We start from the raw sequence: 16,002 nt of genomic DNA, 5'->3' as shown, positions 1-16,002 counted from the left end.
AATACCCCCTGCGATCACTTTTCGAATGGCGACTGGAGAAAGCGACAACTTGATCGGCAGCCGTTTGTTTCCGAAACGGCGCAACATGACGTGCGGATGACAGGAGTTTCATCCAGACAGCATAAAAACTGCATCTTCCCACCAGGTGGAAAGCGGACGAAACGCCAACGGACGATGGAAGAAATGAAGCGGATTCCCCGGTGCCGGCTCCCTCGTGCATCCCCCTCGAATGCAGCGCCGGTGTACATGATGAAACAAAAAAGGCCGCTGGGAAAGCGGCCTCTGTAAATTTTTTAGTAAATTGTGGCAGTCATGCCGACAACTCCCCACCCTGGGGCAGCGCTGCGCGCCGATTCACGCTCACGGTGCGCTGGCTGCCCCACGGCGGGCCATCCTGCCGGTCTCACTTGGCGGCATCATACGCGCTGACGGCGGCGGCGCCCTTCAGGAGCTTGGTCTTGGCCTTCTCGCGCAGGAAGTCCAGGTAACCCAGGGTTTCCTGCTGCGCCAGGGCGGCGGTGATCTGCTCCTGTTCGGCCTTGCGGCGCGCGGTATCGACGGTCTTGGGCTGTTCCACCTTGGTGATGCGGTAGATCTGGTAACCCATGCCCGGGGTTTCGGCACCGGTGTAGGCCGGCAGCTTGGCGGTGTCGGCCTTCATGACGGCGGTGAAGGCCTCTTGGGTCCAGCCCTCGGATTTCACCCGCGAGACTACCTTGGGCTCGCTGAAGCCGGTGGCATCATCCTTGGCCTGCAATTGCGCCAGGCGCTCCTGGCCGGCCTTCACGGCCAGGGACTGCTCTTCGGCGGCCAGCACAGCCTTCTGCACGTCGGCCTTGACTTCCTCGAACGGACGCTTGGTCACCGGCTTGTAGCTGACCATGCGGCCGGCCACCAGGGTATTGGGGGCGGTCTGCACGGCTTCGGTGTTGTGCTTGGCCTTGATCACGTCGTCGGTGAAGAGCGCCGTCAGGAACTTGGCATTGTTGTAGGGTGCAGCACCTGCGGCCGGGTTGGGGACGCGGGTCACGCCGGAGGCGGTCTGGATCTTCAGCTTGAGCTTGTCGGAGACGGCCTTGAGGCTGTCGCCGTTTTCATAGACCAGGTTGTTGAACTGGTCGGCCATGTCCGAATACTTCTTGGCGGCGATCTGCTTCTTGATCTCGGCGCCGATCTCGGCCTTGACCGATTCCAGCGGCTTGACGGAGGCCGGCTTGATGCCGGTCACTTCGATGACGTGATAGCCGAAATCGGATTCCACCGGATCGCTGATCTCACCCTGCTTGAGGCTGAAGGCTGCATCGGCGAAGGGTTTGACCATGGCATCGCGGGTGAAGTAGCCCAGGTCGCCGCCATTGGCAGCCGAACCGGGGTCTTGCGAATTGGCCTTGGCCAGCTTGGCGAAGTCGCCCGGATTCTTGCGCAGCTGCGCCACCAGGGCCTCGGCCTTGCTCTTGGCAGCGGCCTTCTCGGCAGCCGGGGCATCCTTCTTCACGGTGATCAGGATGTGGCTGGCGCGGCGTTGTTCTTCCGTGGCGTACTGCTTCTGGTTCTGGTCGTAGTAGGCCTTGATGTCATCGTCGGTGACGACGGCCTGGGCTGCCACGGCAGCCGCATCCAGCACCACGTATTCGATGTCGGCCTGCTCCGGGGTTTCGAAACGGGCCCCGTTCTTGTCGTAGTAGGCCTTGAGCATGTCATCGCTCACCTTGACCTGGGCGGCATAGCTGTCCGGCTTGAAGTTGAGCATCAGCACCGTGCGTTCCTGATCGTTCAGGTTGGACAGGTTCTCGGCCACGGTCCTGGGCGAGAAAGCGGTGTTCTGGATGGCCGCATTGAGTTGTTGCAGGGCCATCTCGCGGCGCAGGCCGGCTTCGTAGGATTTCTGGGTCATGCCCTGGGCAGCCAGCAGCACGCGGTACTGGTCATTGTCAAAGCTGCCGTCCGGCTTGGTCAGGCCGGGGATCTGCAGGATGGTCTGCTGCAGCGCCTGGTCGGGCACCACCAGCTTGCTGGCCACCACTTCGGCACCCAGAGCGCGCTGGGCGATCAGGTTGTCGAGGATGGCGCGACGCGCCTGCGGGCTATCGAAGATCTTGCTGTCGAACTGATTGCCGTACACCTGGCGCATGCGCTCCAGTTGCTGGCGATGCGCGGCATCCCACTCTTCCTTGGTGATGGTCTGGCCGGCCACCTTGGCCACGCCGCTGTCATCGGTCAGGCGGCTGTAACCCTCCAGGCCGAAGAAGGCAAACGACGGGAAGATGAGCAACAGCAGCAGGAGCTGCATCAGGCGCTGGTGAGTACGAATGAAATCAAACATGTATAGCCAATCAATAAACGATCTGGTCAAGGAAGGACAGCGAGGGTCAGAAGACCGCCGCTGGCGTGCGCCCATAAGAAAAAAGGCGAACTCGCGTTCGCCCTGATGCGGCGCAGGCCCGTCAGGCCCGAGAGACACGACGCACACCGTCGTGCCCGCGCGACATTATACACATGCCAATGCCGGGCGGCACCTTTGCCCGGCGCCGCCAGCCGCTATTGGTCCATCTGGGCCAGCGCCACGCTGCGCAGCTGGAAACGGCCGTCATTGTTGAACAGCCAGCTTTCCGACAGTTCGATGCGCCCCTGCTTGAGCAAGGCCGGTGGCGGCTTGGGGAAAGGCGCGGCCGATTTCAGGCTGCCCAGGGCGCTGGCTTCGGCGTGCTTGTCGCGGTTGCTGCGCAGGATCTCGCTCTTGACCAGGTTGCCGTCGCCATCGACGACGTACTTGATGACGATCACCGAACGCAGCAGCGCCTGCGGACGCTCCACATAGACGCTGGTGAAATTGACCTGGGAAATGCGTTTGGCCAGGTCGACCTTGTAGCCATCCACGGTGGTGGCGGTGGAGGTGGCGTCCTCAAGGGTCTTCTTCTGCTCGATCAGGGAGCGCGCCAGAGCATCACGCTCCTGCTGGGTACTCTCGGGGGCCGAGCAGGCGGCCAGCATGGCGGCCACACCCACGCCGGACATCGCCAGGCGCATGCCGGGCCGGCGTCCTGGCTTGATGTTTTTCTTCATCTTCTCCTCCTGAGAGTTGACTGATCTTGCTTCACTCAATGCATGACGTCAATGAAGCTTTTGGTCAGATTTGGACCAGTTTCCGCTGCCAGGATTCCCCCGCCGCGAGAGCAGGGAGGGCGATCCATAGCTTCAATCTATAGCAGGGATTCCGGGCCGCTATCACAGCAGGGGGTGTCATCCAGCAGTCATATTAGGCCCGTACCATCCGCTTGCCTCCGAACCCGCCCCCGATGTTTCAATCAGGCGCAAGCCCGCATGGGCACTGCGTTTGGGCAACACCGCGACCTGGCCATGACCATTCCGAGATGATGCAGACACCTTCTTTCGCCGCCCCTTCCGCCATGCCGGCTTGCTTGCAGGATGATGGCCATGCCGAGCAGCGTTTCCTCTCGGTGCGCGGGATCGAAAAGCGTTTCGGCGCCTTCACCGCGCTGGACCGGGTGTCGCTGGACGTGCAGCGGGGCGAGATGGTCTGCCTGCTGGGCCCCTCGGGCTGCGGCAAGACCACCCTGCTGCGCACCATCGCCGGGCTGGAGCGCCAGGATGCCGGCCAGCTCTTCGCCGCCGGCCGCGAGATGTCTGATTTGCCGCCGCAATCGCGCGATTACGGCATCCTGTTCCAGTCCTACGCCCTCTTCCCGAACCTGAGCGTGGCCGACAACGTGGCCTACGGCTTGCGCGGCATGAAGCGTCAGGCGCGCCAGGAACGCGTGGCCGAGATGCTGGCCATGGTTGGCCTGGCCGGCAGCCAGGACAAGTACCCCGGCCAGTTGTCCGGCGGCCAGCAGCAGCGCGTGGCTCTGGCGCGGGCGCTGGCGCCCTCGCCTTCGCTGCTGTTGCTCGATGAACCGCTCTCGGCCCTGGATGCGCAGGTGCGCGAACACCTGCAACTGGAAATCCGCCGCCTGCAAAAACAGTTCCGCATCACCACCCTGATGGTCACGCACGATCAGGAAGAAGCCATGGTCATGGCCGACCGCATCGCCGTCATGCAGCATGGCCGCATCGAACAGTTCGGCACGCCCGCCGAGATCTACCGCCGCCCGGCCACGCCCTTCGTGGCGGACTTCATCGGCCACGCCAACTGGCTGCCCTTCACCCGCGTCTCCGGTTCCCAGGTCACGGTGGGCGGATTGCGCCTGGAAGTGCAAGCCGAAGAAGCCGAACTGCAGACCGGCCGCCTGTTCTGCCGGCCGGAAGCAGTCGAGCTGTTCGCCAGCGACACCAGCGCCAACCGCTTCCAGGCGCGCGTGGTCGATCAAATCTATCTCGGCAACCGCTACCGCCTCGCCTTGTCGGCCGATGCCCTGCCCGGTCAGACCCTGCTGGCCGATGTGAGCAGCGAGTCGCACGGCCGTCTGGCGGCCCTGCCCTCCCAGGATGGCCTGTGGGTCGCCCTGCCGCGCCAGGCCCTGCAGGTCTTTGCCTGAGGCACGCCGCCCATGACGACGCAATCCTCTCTGCCCACCCCGCCCGCCCTGGCGCTGGAGCAGCCCCTGCCGCGCACGGCACCGGCCAGCCAGCGCCTCGCGGGCCTTCACCAGCGGCTGCCGGGCGCGCTCAAATGGCTGCTGCTGGCGCTGTTGCTGCTGGGCCTGGGCGGGCCGCTGGTCTTCATCCTGGCACAGGCGGTCCTTACACCTGAAGGCAACTGGGCCGGCAGCCAGCCCTTCGTCACGCTCTTCGCCAACATCAACTTCCTGCCCATGCTGGGACGCAGCCTGTGGGTCTCGGCGGTGACCGCCGTGGTCACCGTGCCGCTGGCCTATGTGTTTGCGTATGCCCTGCAGCGCAGCTGCATTCCCTTCAAGGGCCTGTGGCGCGGGATCGGCCTGCTGCCGCTCCTGGCACCATCACTGCTGCCGGGCATCGCGCTGATCTACCTGTTCGGCAACCAGGGCCTGTTCAAGGAATGGATGGATGGCAGCATCTACGGCTTCTGGGGCATCCTGCTGGGTGAAGTGTTCTACACCTTCCCGCATGCCATGATGATCCTGCTGTCGGCGCTGTCGCAGGCCGATGGTCGCCTGTACGACGCGGCCCACGCCATGGGCGCCTCGCGCTGGCGCGTCTTCACCACCGTCACCCTGCCGGCCACGCGCTACGGCATCTTTGGTGCGCTGTGCCTGGTCTTCACGCTGACCATCACCGACTTCGGCGTGCCCAAGATCACCGGCGGCGCCTACAGCGTGCTGGCAGTGGAAGCCTACAAGGCCGTGGTCGGCCAGCAGCAATTCGGACGCGGTGCCCTGATCGGCTTGCTGCTGCTGGTGCCGGCCCTGTTGACCTTCGCCCTGGACGCCTGGCTGCAGCGCCGCCAGCGCGCCACCATGAGCAGCCGCTCGGAAGCGTACGTTGCCCGGCCCGACTGGCGCCGGGACGGCATCAACCTGCTGGCGGTGGCACTGATCGCGGCCGCCATCCTGATGATGATCGTGGTGGCCATGGGCGCCTCGCTGGTCAAGCTGTGGCCCTACAACCTGCAACTGACCCTGCAGCACTACGACTTCGACAACATGGACGGCGGCGGCTGGCTGGCCTACTGGAACAGCCTGAAACTGGCCTGCGGCACCAGCGTGGCCGGTACCCTGGTCATCTTCACCGGCGCCTGGCTGATGGAAAAGACGCGCGGCCAGGCCTGGCTGTCGACCCTGCTGCGCATGCTGAGCTTCCTGCCGATGGCGGTGCCCGGGCTGGTGCTGGGCCTGGGCAGCCTGCTGTTCTTCAATCACCCGTCCAACCCGTTCAACTTCCTCTACGGGACGATGACGCTGCTGGTGCTCTGCTCCATCGTGCACTTCTACACCACCGCCCATCTCACCGCCGTTACCGCCCTCAAGCAGCTCGATCCTGAATTCGAAGCCGCCTCGCTGTCGCTGAAGGTGCCGCTGCTGCAGACCTTCCTGCGCGTGACCGTGCCGCTGTGCCTGCCGCAGATGCTGGAGATCTTCCGCTACCTGTTCGTGTCCTCGATGACCACGGTGTCGGCGGTGATCTTCCTGTATCGCCCCGATACGGTGCTGGCCTCGGTGGCGGTGCTCAACATGGACGACGCCGGCGACGTCGGTCCGGCGGCCGCCATGTCCACACTGATCCTGCTGACCTCGGCGGCGGCCTCGCTCTTCATGCACCTGGCCGGCAGTCGCTGGCTGGCGCGGGCCCAGGCCTGGCGCCGGGGACGGGCGCACTGAGCCAAACCGGCGACCCACGATTTCTCCACCTTGCGTCCCCGACGCGTTTTCAACCCAGCCATTCACAGACGAAGGCCATCATGAAAAAAACCAAGCTGTTTTCCCTGTTCGCATCGGTGATCGGCGCCGGCATGCTGTTCTCGGCCCAGGCTCACGCCGCCACCACGCTGACCGTCTACACCGCCCTCGAAGCCGACCAGATCAAGGCTTACCAGGCCGCGTTCCAGAAGGCCAACCCGGACATCGAGATCAAATGGGTGCGCGACTCCACCGGCATCGTCACCGCCAAGCTGCTGGCCGAAAAGGCCAACCCGCAGGCTGACGTGATCTGGGGCCTGGCCGCCACCAGCCTGGCGCTGCTGGACAAGGAAGGCATGTTGACGCCCTACGCTCCGCAAGGCCTGTCGGCCATCGACGCCAAGTACCGCAGCGCCGCCAATCCGCCGGCCTGGGTCGGCATGGACGTGTGGGCCTCGGCGATCTGCTTCAACACCGTGGAAGCGCAAAAGCAGGGCCTGCCCAAGCCGACCTCCTGGGCCGACCTGACCAAGCCGGTCTATGCCGGCAAGATCGTCATGCCCAATCCGGCTTCTTCGGGTACCGGCTACCTGGATGTCTCGGCCTGGCTGCAGATGATGGGTGAAGAAAAAGGCTGGGCCTACATGGACGCCCTGCACAAGAACATCGGCCAGTACACCCACTCCGGTTCCAAGCCCTGCAAGCAGGCCGCCACCGGTGAATTCCCCATCGGCATCGCCTTTGAATACCGCGCCGTCAAGACCAAGAAGGAAGGCGCCCCCATCGACGTGATCCTGCCGTCGGAGGGCCTGGGCTGGGATATCGAAGCCACCGCCATCGTCAAGGGAACCAAGAATCTGGAAGCGGCCAAGAAGCTGGCCGATTTCTCCGCCAGCAAGGAAGCCATGGCCCTGTATGAAAAGAACTTCGCCGTGGTCGCCATTCCGGGCGTGGCCAAGCCGGATGAACTGCTGCCGGCCGACTATGAGAAGCGCCTGATCAAGAACGACTTCACCTGGGCCAGCACCCAGCGCGACCGCATCCTGACCGAGTGGAGCAAGCGTTACGAAAGCAAGTCCGAGAAGAAGCAGTAAATCTCATAGAGGCTGTCAGGAAACGCCACCTGATACCGTTCGGCCTGAGTAGCGGCGTAGCCGCGTATCGAAGGATCACCGTAGGCGGGCCTACTCAGGACGAACGGTAGTCGGGAGACAACAGCCTGGCAGCGCTGAAAGCTGCCGCAGCCCAGCCTGCGACAGCGCACAGAGAGGATCGCAGGACGCCGCCAGAGCGTCCCCGCACAACAGGCAACACGACATCTCGCAACCGACTCCGATGGAGCACTCCCCATGAGCATTTCCCTCTCAGAAAACGATCCGCAGCATTTCGACCTGGCCGTGGTCGGCTCGGGCATTCTCGGCCTGGCGCACGCTTACGCGGCCGTCAAACGCGGCCTCAAGGTGGCCGTCTTCGAACGCACCGGCACCCCGCTGGGCGCTTCCGTACGCAATTTCGGCATGGGCCTGGTGACCGGCCAGCCACCCGGCATCATGCTCGACCTGGCCCGCGAAAGCCGCGCCATCTGGCTGCACCTGGCCACCCGCGCCCACTTCAGCGCCCGTGAAGCCGGCACCCTGCTGTTTGCGCGCAGCGAGGCCGAGCACGACGTGCTGCTGGAATTCATGACCGTGCGCGCGCGCCAGTACGATTACCGCGCCTCGCTGCTCGAAGGCGACAAGCTCAACGCCCTCTACAACGGCCGCTTCCGCCATCACCGCTCAGCCCTGCACGGCACCGAAGACCTGCAGCTGTATTCGCGCGAAGCCATGCCGGCGCTGGTGGCCTATCTGCATTCGCAGGGCGTGCATTTCCGCTTCAACACGCTGGTGCATGGCACCGCCGACGGACGCCTCTCGACCACCGCCGGTGAATTCCGCGCCGAGCGCGTGGTGGTCTGCTCGGGTCATGATTACCTGACCCTCTTTGCCGATCGCCTGCAGCCGATGAACCTGAAACAGTGCCGCCTGCAGATGCTGCGCCTGAAGACCGAGGAGCCGCTGCCGCTGACCCATGCGGTGCTGACCGGCCTGTCCTGCACCCACTATGGCGCCTTCTCGGACTTGCCGACGGCCCGCGCGGTGCATGCCGAGATCGAGGCCAATGCCCCGCTGCTGAACAAACATGGCATCCACCTGCTGGTCAGCCCGACGCCGTATCAGGAACTCATCGTCGGCGATTCGCACCACTACGGCACCGATTCGCCGCCCTTCAACAGTGAAGAAATCGATGAACTGCTGCTGGGCCTGACCGAGCACACCCTGGCCACCCGCGTACAGGTGGTCGAGCGCTGGCAAGGTGTCTATGGCAGCAAGGGACCGGGCCCGTTCTCGGCCCTGGCCATCGACGACCACACCTCGGTGGTGCTGATGCACACCGGCATCGGCATGAGCGTCGGGCTGGGACTCGGTGAACGTGTCGTGAAGGCCCTGCTGGAAGGGGGCAGCCTGCCCACGCCGTCCGCCCAGCCGGCCCCGGCGACCGCCCTGGCCTGATTGGCTGCCTGTTCTCCCCGGTACGGCGGCAAGCGCTGCCGTACCGCCCTCTACCCTCCCGTCCCGCCTGGCCTTGCGGCCCACGGCACAGCCCGCCAAGCCGCATGTTTGGCAAGATGCTTCACTTGCCTGCATTGATACCTGACAGAAAAATTTTTTCTGGCCCGGTTTTCCAGGCGCCAGCCGCTGCCGCGCCTCGCTGCACCGCAATATCCCTCAATGCCTGCAAAGCCTTGGCAGAAGAGGCTTTCCCTACTGCATCGCAACCAGAAACGGGCCTGCCGCGCTGTAAGCTTGTGTAAGTTTGGAGCAAGTCCTGCGTAAGCTTGGCGTCGCACACTCGCCGCATGGACAAGTGGGTCCTTACGCAAGCAATGCGAAGCCAATATCGCGGTTTGTGTCAGACGGGGAAGCGAGGGAAGTCGGTTCTTCATGCTCTGTTCTCCGGTGCGTTCTTGCATAACGCCCCATTCGGCCATCTGTTGCATTGTTGCCCCGAGTACCTGGTTGCATTCCATGCAGTAGCACATATTCATTAAAACCAAGGAGACAAACATGACCACAGCATCAGTCAACACGACTGCGCGCGGCATCACGAAGGAGGAGAAGAAAGTCATCTTCGCTTCCTCGCTAGGCACCGTTTTCGAATGGTATGACTTTTACCTGTACGGCTCGCTGGCGGCCATCATCGCCAAGCAGTTCTTTGCCGGCACCGACCCCAATACCGCTTTCATCTTCGCCCTGCTGGCCTTTGCTGCCGGCTTCATCGTGCGCCCGTTCGGCGCGCTGGTGTTCGGCCGCCTGGGCGACCTGGTAGGCCGCAAATACACCTTCCTGGTGACCATCCTGATCATGGGTGCCTCGACCTTCATCGTCGGCGTGCTGCCCAACTACAACTCCATCGGCATCACCGCCCCGATCATCCTGATCATCCTGCGCATCCTGCAGGGCCTGGCGCTGGGCGGTGAATACGGCGGTGCCGCCACCTACGTGGCCGAGCACGCACCGGAAGGCCGCCGCGGCGCCTTCACCGCCTGGATCCAGACCACTGCCACGATGGGCCTGTTCCTGTCGCTGCTGGTGATTCTGGGCGTGCGTACCTCGGTGGGTGAAGCAGCGTTTGCCGACTGGGGCTGGCGCATTCCCTTCCTGGTCTCCATCCTGCTGTTGGCCATCTCGGTGTGGATCCGCATGTCCATGAACGAGTCGCCGGCCTTCCTGAAGATGAAGGCTGAAGGCAAGACCTCCAAGGCCCCGCTGACCGAAGCCTTCGGCCAGTGGAAGAACCTGAAGCTGGTCATCCTGGCCCTGATCGGTCTGACCGCCGGTCAGGCCGTGGTGTGGTACACCGGCCAGTTCTACGCCCTGTTCTTCCTGACCCAGACCCTGAAGGTCGACGGCCCCACCGCCAACCTGCTGATCGCAGCCGCCCTGCTGCTGGCCACGCCCTTCTTCCTGTTCTTCGGCTCGCTGTCGGACAAGATCGGCCGCAAGCCCATCATCCTGGGTGGCTGCCTGATCGCGGCGGTGACCTACTTCCCGATCTTCAACGGCCTGACCCACTTCGCCAACCCGGCGCTGGAAGCAGCTCTGCAAAAGTCCCCGGTGATCGTCACCGCCGACCCGGCCAGCTGCCAGTTCCAGTTCAACCCGACTGGCACCAAGAAGTTCACCTCGTCCTGCGATATCGTGAAGGCCAAGCTGTCGGCTGCCTCGGTGAACTACCAGAACGTGGCCGGTGCACCGGGTTCGGTGGCCACCGTCAAGATCGGCGACCGCGTGATCACCTCGTATGATGCCACCGGCCTGTCCAAGGAAGACGCTGCCGCCAAGGACAAGGAACTGTCCAAGGCCCTGGCCGACGACATCAAGGCGGCCGGCTACCCGGCCAAGGCTGATCCGGAGCAGATCAACAAGCCCATGGTCCTGCTGCTGCTGTTCATCCTGGTGATCTACGTGACCATGGTCTACGGCCCGATCGCCGCCTGCCTGGTCGAAATGTTCCCGACCCGCATCCGCTACACCTCCATGTCCATGCCGTACCACATCGGCAACGGCTGGTTCGGCGGCCTGCTGCCCACCACCTCCTTCGCGCTGGTGGCTTACCAGGGCGACATCTACTACGGCCTGTGGTATCCGATCGTGATCTCGGTCATCACCGTGGTCATCGGTCTGCTGTTCGTGAAGGAAACCGTGCACAACAACATTCACCAGTAATGCTTGCAGTGAGGTGCTCGCTGTCCGGCCCGAAGGCAGGACGGCGCAGCGCGAAGCTCTCCCGGACCGGGCGCAATCATGATTGCGCCCGGTTTTTTCATGAAGAAATGACCGCCCAAAGCCTGTCCTCGAGAAACGTGAATACATTGACCAGATCATTTTCATCGAAAATCATATTTTTATCAAAATGTCGTATATTCGTTATATTTGGTTGAAATGTTGCCGGCGATCCAGTAAATTCACTGCTGAAAACAGGCATACCAAGGTCTGCACGCGTGCTCATGCACTACTGCCAGCAGCGCCACGGATTGCCGCACGATAGCTTGTAGAGCGGGGGATCCAGAACATGAACATAGTCCTGGTGGACGACCAGATCATGATGCGCGCCGGCCTGCGCTGCCTGATCGAAAAAATGGAAGGCCAGCAGGTGATCGGCGAAGTGGAAGCCGGGCCGGTGGCCCTGCATGTGATCCAGAGCGTGGCGCCGGACGCAGTCATCATCGATCTCTCCACAGATACCCGCAAGGGCCTTGCCCTGCTGGCCGACATCTGCTCCAAATGCCCTGCCAGCCGGATGGTCGTCGTTGGCGATCAGCCCGATGCCGAGCTGCTGGCCGAGGTAATGCGCATGGGTGTGGCGGCGTACCTGCTCAAGCAATCCAGTCCCGCCGAACTCGATATCGCCTTGCAGGCGGTAGCGCGCAACGAGTGCTATCTGACCCCGGCCGTAGCCAAATCCATGATCAGCCACTGCCTCTACACGGGGGCCGCCCGGCAGGCCCAGCCGGATCCGCTCACGCCGCGCCAGCACCAGATCCTGGCCATGATTGCGCATCGCAAGACCACCAAGGAAATCGCCTACGAGCTGGACCTGAGCGAAAAGACCATCGCCGCCCATCGCGCCCAGATCATGGACCGCATCGGCGTACGCGACGTGGTCGGGCTGGTCCTGTGGGCCGTCAAGAACAACCTGGTGGAACGGCAGACCTGAGGTGCTCTCCTACAGCTGCTGCGGTCATTTCTTCCTGATCTCTGCGTAACTTCCCGCGCTCTGTCCGTCACCGATCCTTCCACCCGGCACGTCACTGCGGCTACTCTGCGCCGCACTCCTTTGTCCAGAACAGCACCCGCCCACAGCGGTACGCCTCCTTTTGCGTTGGCCCAGCGCAAGGCGTCGTCCTGCACACGGGGACAAGGCGTCAACACGGCCAGTCAGGGGCCTAGGCAAGCGCAACCGAGCTGCCCGGATTGCCTAGGACATTTCCTATGTATCCCCTAGGAACAAAACCGATTCCACACGGCAACAAGCATCCCTACCATTTCATCTGCAAGTCCGTCCGTTTGAGCACAACTTTTTTCAGGAGGCGCACATGGCGCTCGTCAAGACTATTCAGAACTCCAACTATGAGAGCGCAACCGACCCGCGTGCGGCCGCCTCGACTTCGCGCCAGGCCGATGCCCTGCGCAAGAAGGCCCGCACCTTGGCCAAGCAGCAGCAGGCTGCCGAGCGCATCGCCGCGGCTACCGCTGAACTCAGCGCCGGCATCTCGGAGGCCTCGGCTGCCACCGAAGAACTGAAAAGCGCCTCCGACCAGATCGCGCGGGGAGCCGAACAGGCCTCCAGCGCAGCCCAAGAGTCGCTGGCAGCCTTCCGCCAGGTGGAGCAAGCCATCGGCCGCCAGTTGCAGAATGCCGATCAAAGCCAGGCGCGCATGCTGGCCGTGCAGAACCAGGTCACCCGCACCAGCGGCGATATCGCTACCCTGGTCACCAATGTGGGGATCGCTGCCCAGCGCCAGTCCAGCTCCGTGACCATGGTGGCCGAACTGGAAAAGCAGGCCGCCAATATCGGTGAAATCGTCAAGGCCGTAGCCCGTATCGCCGACCAGACCAATCTGCTGGCCCTGAACGCGGCCATCGAAGCGGCCCGCGCCGGGCAGCACGGCAAGGGCTTTGCGGTCGTGGCCGATGAAGTGCGTACCCTGGCCGAGACGTCGGAGAAAAGCGCCAAGCAGATCCAGGAGCTGGTCGGCCAGATCCAGCGTGAGGTCAAGGCCGTGGTCGAAGGCATCGGCGCGGCCGCCACCACGGTCCTGGGCGAGGTCGAGAGCGGCAGGATGATCAGTGCCCAACTGGAGAACATCCGCCGCGATGCCCAGGTGATCGTCGCCGGCGTGCAGGAAATCGCCGTGGGCGCCCAGCAGTCGGTCGCCGCGGCCAAGCAGGCGCTCGATGGTGCCCAGGAAATCGCCGCCGCCGCCGAGGAGCAATCGGCCGCTGCCGTCGAATCGGCCAAGACCGTGGCCGAGCAAGGCCAGGCATTGTCAGAGGCGGAAACCACTTCGCAAGCGCTCTCGGAACTGTCCGAAGACCTCAAGAATTCCACCGATGTGGCCAAGAGCGCGGAGGAAGTCGCCGCCAGTGCCGAAGAACTCTCAGCGGCCGTACAGGAAATCAGCCGCGCCAGCGCCCAGATCATGTCGGCCATCGAGCAGATCCGCAAAGGCACGCAGGTACAGTCGGTGGCCACCGAAGAATCGGCCACCGCCATCGAGCAGATCTCGCGCGGCCTGCAGGTGGCGCAGGCTCGCGCCGGCACCAGCGGCGAACGCGCCACCGCCATCCGGGCGCTGCTGGGCGAGAACAAGAAGGCCGTCGACTCGCTCATCGCCGGCATCGCCAATTCGGTCGAGGCCTCGCGCGCCTCGATCCGCCAGATCAAGGACCTGGCCCTGGTCTCGCGCCGCATCGACAAGATCGTCGATGCCATCACCACGGTTTCCATCCAGACCAACATGCTGGCCGTGAACGGCTCCATCGAGGCGGCCCGCGCCGGGGAGTTCGGCAAGGGCTTCGTAGTGGTCGCTACCGATATCCGCAACCTGGCCCATGACTCGGCCGGCAATGCCGACAACATCAAGGACCTGGTCAAGGCAGTGCAAGACCAGATCGCTGTCGTCGAGCGCGACCTGGAAGAGATTGCCGAGGCCGCCATCGGCGAAGCGGAGAAAGCCAAGACCATCACCAGTGCCTTGATCAGCATTGAAAGCGATGTGTCCGCCGTGGAGCAAGGTGCCCAGGAAATCCTGTCAGCCGCCAGTGAAGTGGCCGCGGCCATCGTACAGGTTCGAACCGGCACCGAGCAGATTGCCGCCGCCGCCCAGGAGGCCGACCGTGCCGCCACCGAAGCCGCAGCCGCCGCGCGCCAGCAGTCCCAGGGTGCCGAGCAACTGGCAGCCGCCGTCGAGGAAGTGGCCTCGCTGGCCGATGAGCTGCAAAGCACCTGACTCGCTGCCCCAGTGAAACCGTGGACCCGAGAAAGGCACACACAACATGAATGACGCATCCCTCATCGAGCCTCATGCGGCCACGGCCGCTATCGCGCCCGCACCCGACGCGGCAACTCCGCCCGCCCACAGCAGCGAAACTGACGGCGCCCTGCCCCTGCCTGCGGCCGGCGACACCGAACTGCGCCAGTTTGTCACCTTCACGGTCGGCGACGAGGTCTTTGGCGTGGATATGGCGCCGGTACAAGAAATCATCCGCGTGCCGGAAGTGGTGCATGTGCCTCTGGCGCCGCGGGCCCTCCTGGGCTTGGCCAACCTGCGTGGCAAGGTGCTGCCCATCGTCAGCCTGAGCCGCATCTTCGGGCTGCCGGACCGGCCGGCCGACGATGCCAGCCGTGCCGTGGTGATCGATCTGGGCCAGCCGCTGGGCTTCGTGGTGGATCACGTGGCCAGCGTGGTCGGCGTGGACCTGCGCCAGATCGAAGACGTGGCCTGCATCGCCTCCTCGGTGCGCACGGAGTTGCTGTCCGGACTGATCAAGGACGTCGGCGGCTACCCCATGATCATGGTGCTCGATTTTGCCCGGCTGGTGGCGGCCGAATTTGCCGAAGTCGCCGCCGGTGCGCAGGCCGGCCAGGCGGCCATGGACGGCGGCAGCGCCGAGGAAGTGCAGGCCGAGGGCGGCGACGAACTGCAACTGGTCAGCTTCATGGTGGCCGGCCAGGAATATGCAGTGGCCATCGAAGACGTGCAGGAAATCGTGCAGATGCCACAACACATCGTGCAGGTGCCGCATGCGGAGCCCCACGTGCTGGGCATCATGACACTGCGCAACCGGCTCCTGCCGCTGGTGTCGCTGCGCCACATGTTCGGATTGTCGCCGCGCCAGCAGGACCACAGCAGCCGCATCGCCGTGGTCGCGCCAGCGGCCGCGGAATCGATCGGGGCCGTGGGCGTGGTCATCGATACCGTCAATGAAGTGCTGCGGGTGGCGCTCGACACGGTCGAAGCGGTGCCCACGCTGCTGGCGCGCGACAAGGCAATGGCAGACATCGCCCGCATCTGCCGTCTGGAGAACGGCAAGCGGCTGGTGTCGGTGATCGACGCCGTGAGCCTGCTGCGCCAGCCCGCCATCGAAACCTTGCTGGAGGACAACCAGATGAACCAGGACAATCATCCCGAGACCCGCAGCGACGATGAGGAACAGGTGGTGGTGTTCCGCTTCGGCGACGAGGAATTCGGCGTGCCCATCGACAGCGTGCAGGAGATCGTGCGCGTGCCCAAGCAACTGACCCATGTGCCGCGCGCCCCGGCGTTCGTGGAAGGCGTCATCAACCTGCGCGGTGCCGTGCTGCCCGTGATCGACCTGCGCATGCGGCTGGGCCTGCCACGGGTGGAACGCAGTGATCGCCAGCGCATCATGGTGTTCCTGATCGACCAGGTATGCACCGGCTTCATCGTCGATTCGGTGGCCGAGGTCCTGAAGATCGAACGCCGTGCCATCGGGCCCGCGCCTTCGCTGTCGAGCCAGCAGGTGCGCCTGCTCTCGCGCATGGCCAACATCGAGAAACAGAAACGCATGATCCAGCTGGTGGAACCCCGCTACCTCGTGGAAGGCGAAGAGCTGACCCTGCTGGCCGGCATGGGACAAGCCGCGTAAGTCTACGCACG

11 protein-coding genes are annotated in these 16,002 nt (G+C 64.0%); 8 read left to right on the top strand and 3 right to left on the bottom strand.

Annotated features, from left to right (window positions below; genetic code table 11):
- Positions 1–403: 403 nt before the first annotated feature.
- Together AACH55_RS10965 and AACH55_RS10960 are read right to left on the bottom strand one after the other, a co-directional pair.
- Positions 404–2,323 carry a SurA N-terminal domain-containing protein gene (locus AACH55_RS10965; protein WP_338719562.1) on the bottom strand — a complete coding sequence of 640 codons (1,920 nt, stop codon included), beginning with the start codon at positions 2,321–2,323 and terminating at the stop codon, positions 404–406.
- 215 nt (positions 2,324–2,538) lie between these two features.
- Positions 2,539–3,027 carry a hypothetical protein gene (locus AACH55_RS10960; protein ID WP_338720270.1) on the bottom strand — a complete coding sequence of 163 codons (489 nt, stop codon included), beginning with the start codon at positions 3,025–3,027 and terminating at the stop codon, positions 2,539–2,541.
- A gap of 380 nt (positions 3,028–3,407) precedes the next feature.
- On the opposite strand from AACH55_RS10960, the gene AACH55_RS10955 reads away from it, so the two are divergent.
- From AACH55_RS10955 to AACH55_RS10935, 5 genes are all read left to right on the top strand, one after another.
- Entirely contained in the window at positions 3,408–4,496 is a 1,089-nt protein-coding gene (locus AACH55_RS10955) for a putative 2-aminoethylphosphonate ABC transporter ATP-binding protein (protein WP_338720268.1), read from the top strand.
- A gap of 12 nt (positions 4,497–4,508) precedes the next feature.
- Positions 4,509–6,257, top strand: coding sequence for a putative 2-aminoethylphosphonate ABC transporter permease subunit (locus tag AACH55_RS10950; protein ID WP_338719560.1), 1,749 nt, complete (start codon positions 4,509–4,511; stop codon positions 6,255–6,257).
- Positions 6,258–6,337: 80 nt separating this feature from the next.
- Positions 6,338–7,369, top strand: a complete 1,032-nt coding sequence (locus AACH55_RS10945) for a putative 2-aminoethylphosphonate ABC transporter substrate-binding protein (protein ID WP_338719558.1) — start codon at positions 6,338–6,340, stop codon at positions 7,367–7,369.
- A 255-nt stretch (positions 7,370–7,624) separates the two neighbouring features.
- Positions 7,625–8,827, top strand: a complete 1,203-nt coding sequence (locus AACH55_RS10940) for a TIGR03364 family FAD-dependent oxidoreductase (RefSeq protein ID WP_338719556.1) — start codon at positions 7,625–7,627, stop codon at positions 8,825–8,827.
- 555 nt (positions 8,828–9,382) lie between these two features.
- The gene (locus tag AACH55_RS10935) at positions 9,383–11,044 is read left to right on the top strand and encodes an MFS transporter (protein WP_338719554.1); all 1,662 of its coding nucleotides are present in this window, start codon (positions 9,383–9,385) and stop codon (positions 11,042–11,044) included.
- 97 nt (positions 11,045–11,141) lie between these two features.
- Here AACH55_RS10935 and AACH55_RS10930 read toward each other — a convergent pair whose 3' ends face one another.
- Positions 11,142–11,327 (bottom strand): hypothetical protein, encoded by a 186-nt coding sequence (locus AACH55_RS10930; protein WP_338719552.1) that lies wholly within the window; start codon positions 11,325–11,327, stop codon positions 11,142–11,144.
- A gap of 63 nt (positions 11,328–11,390) precedes the next feature.
- On the opposite strand from AACH55_RS10930, the gene AACH55_RS10925 reads away from it, so the two are divergent.
- From AACH55_RS10925 to AACH55_RS10915, 3 genes are all read left to right on the top strand, one after another.
- Entirely contained in the window at positions 11,391–12,035 is a 645-nt protein-coding gene (locus tag AACH55_RS10925) for a response regulator transcription factor (protein ID WP_338719550.1), read from the top strand.
- Positions 12,036–12,414: 379 nt separating this feature from the next.
- Positions 12,415–14,331, top strand: a complete 1,917-nt coding sequence (locus AACH55_RS10920) for a methyl-accepting chemotaxis protein (protein WP_338719549.1) — start codon at positions 12,415–12,417, stop codon at positions 14,329–14,331.
- 46 nt (positions 14,332–14,377) lie between these two features.
- On the top strand, positions 14,378–15,991 hold the full coding sequence (locus tag AACH55_RS10915) for a chemotaxis protein CheW (RefSeq protein WP_338719548.1): 1,614 nt from the start codon (positions 14,378–14,380) through the stop codon (positions 15,989–15,991).
- Positions 15,992–16,002: the final 11 nt, after the last annotated feature.

Source organism: Herbaspirillum sp. DW155 (assembly GCF_037076565.1).
Taxonomy (GTDB): domain Bacteria; phylum Pseudomonadota; class Gammaproteobacteria; order Burkholderiales; family Burkholderiaceae_D; genus Herbaspirillum.
This window is presented reverse-complemented; position numbering and strand designations above follow the sequence as displayed.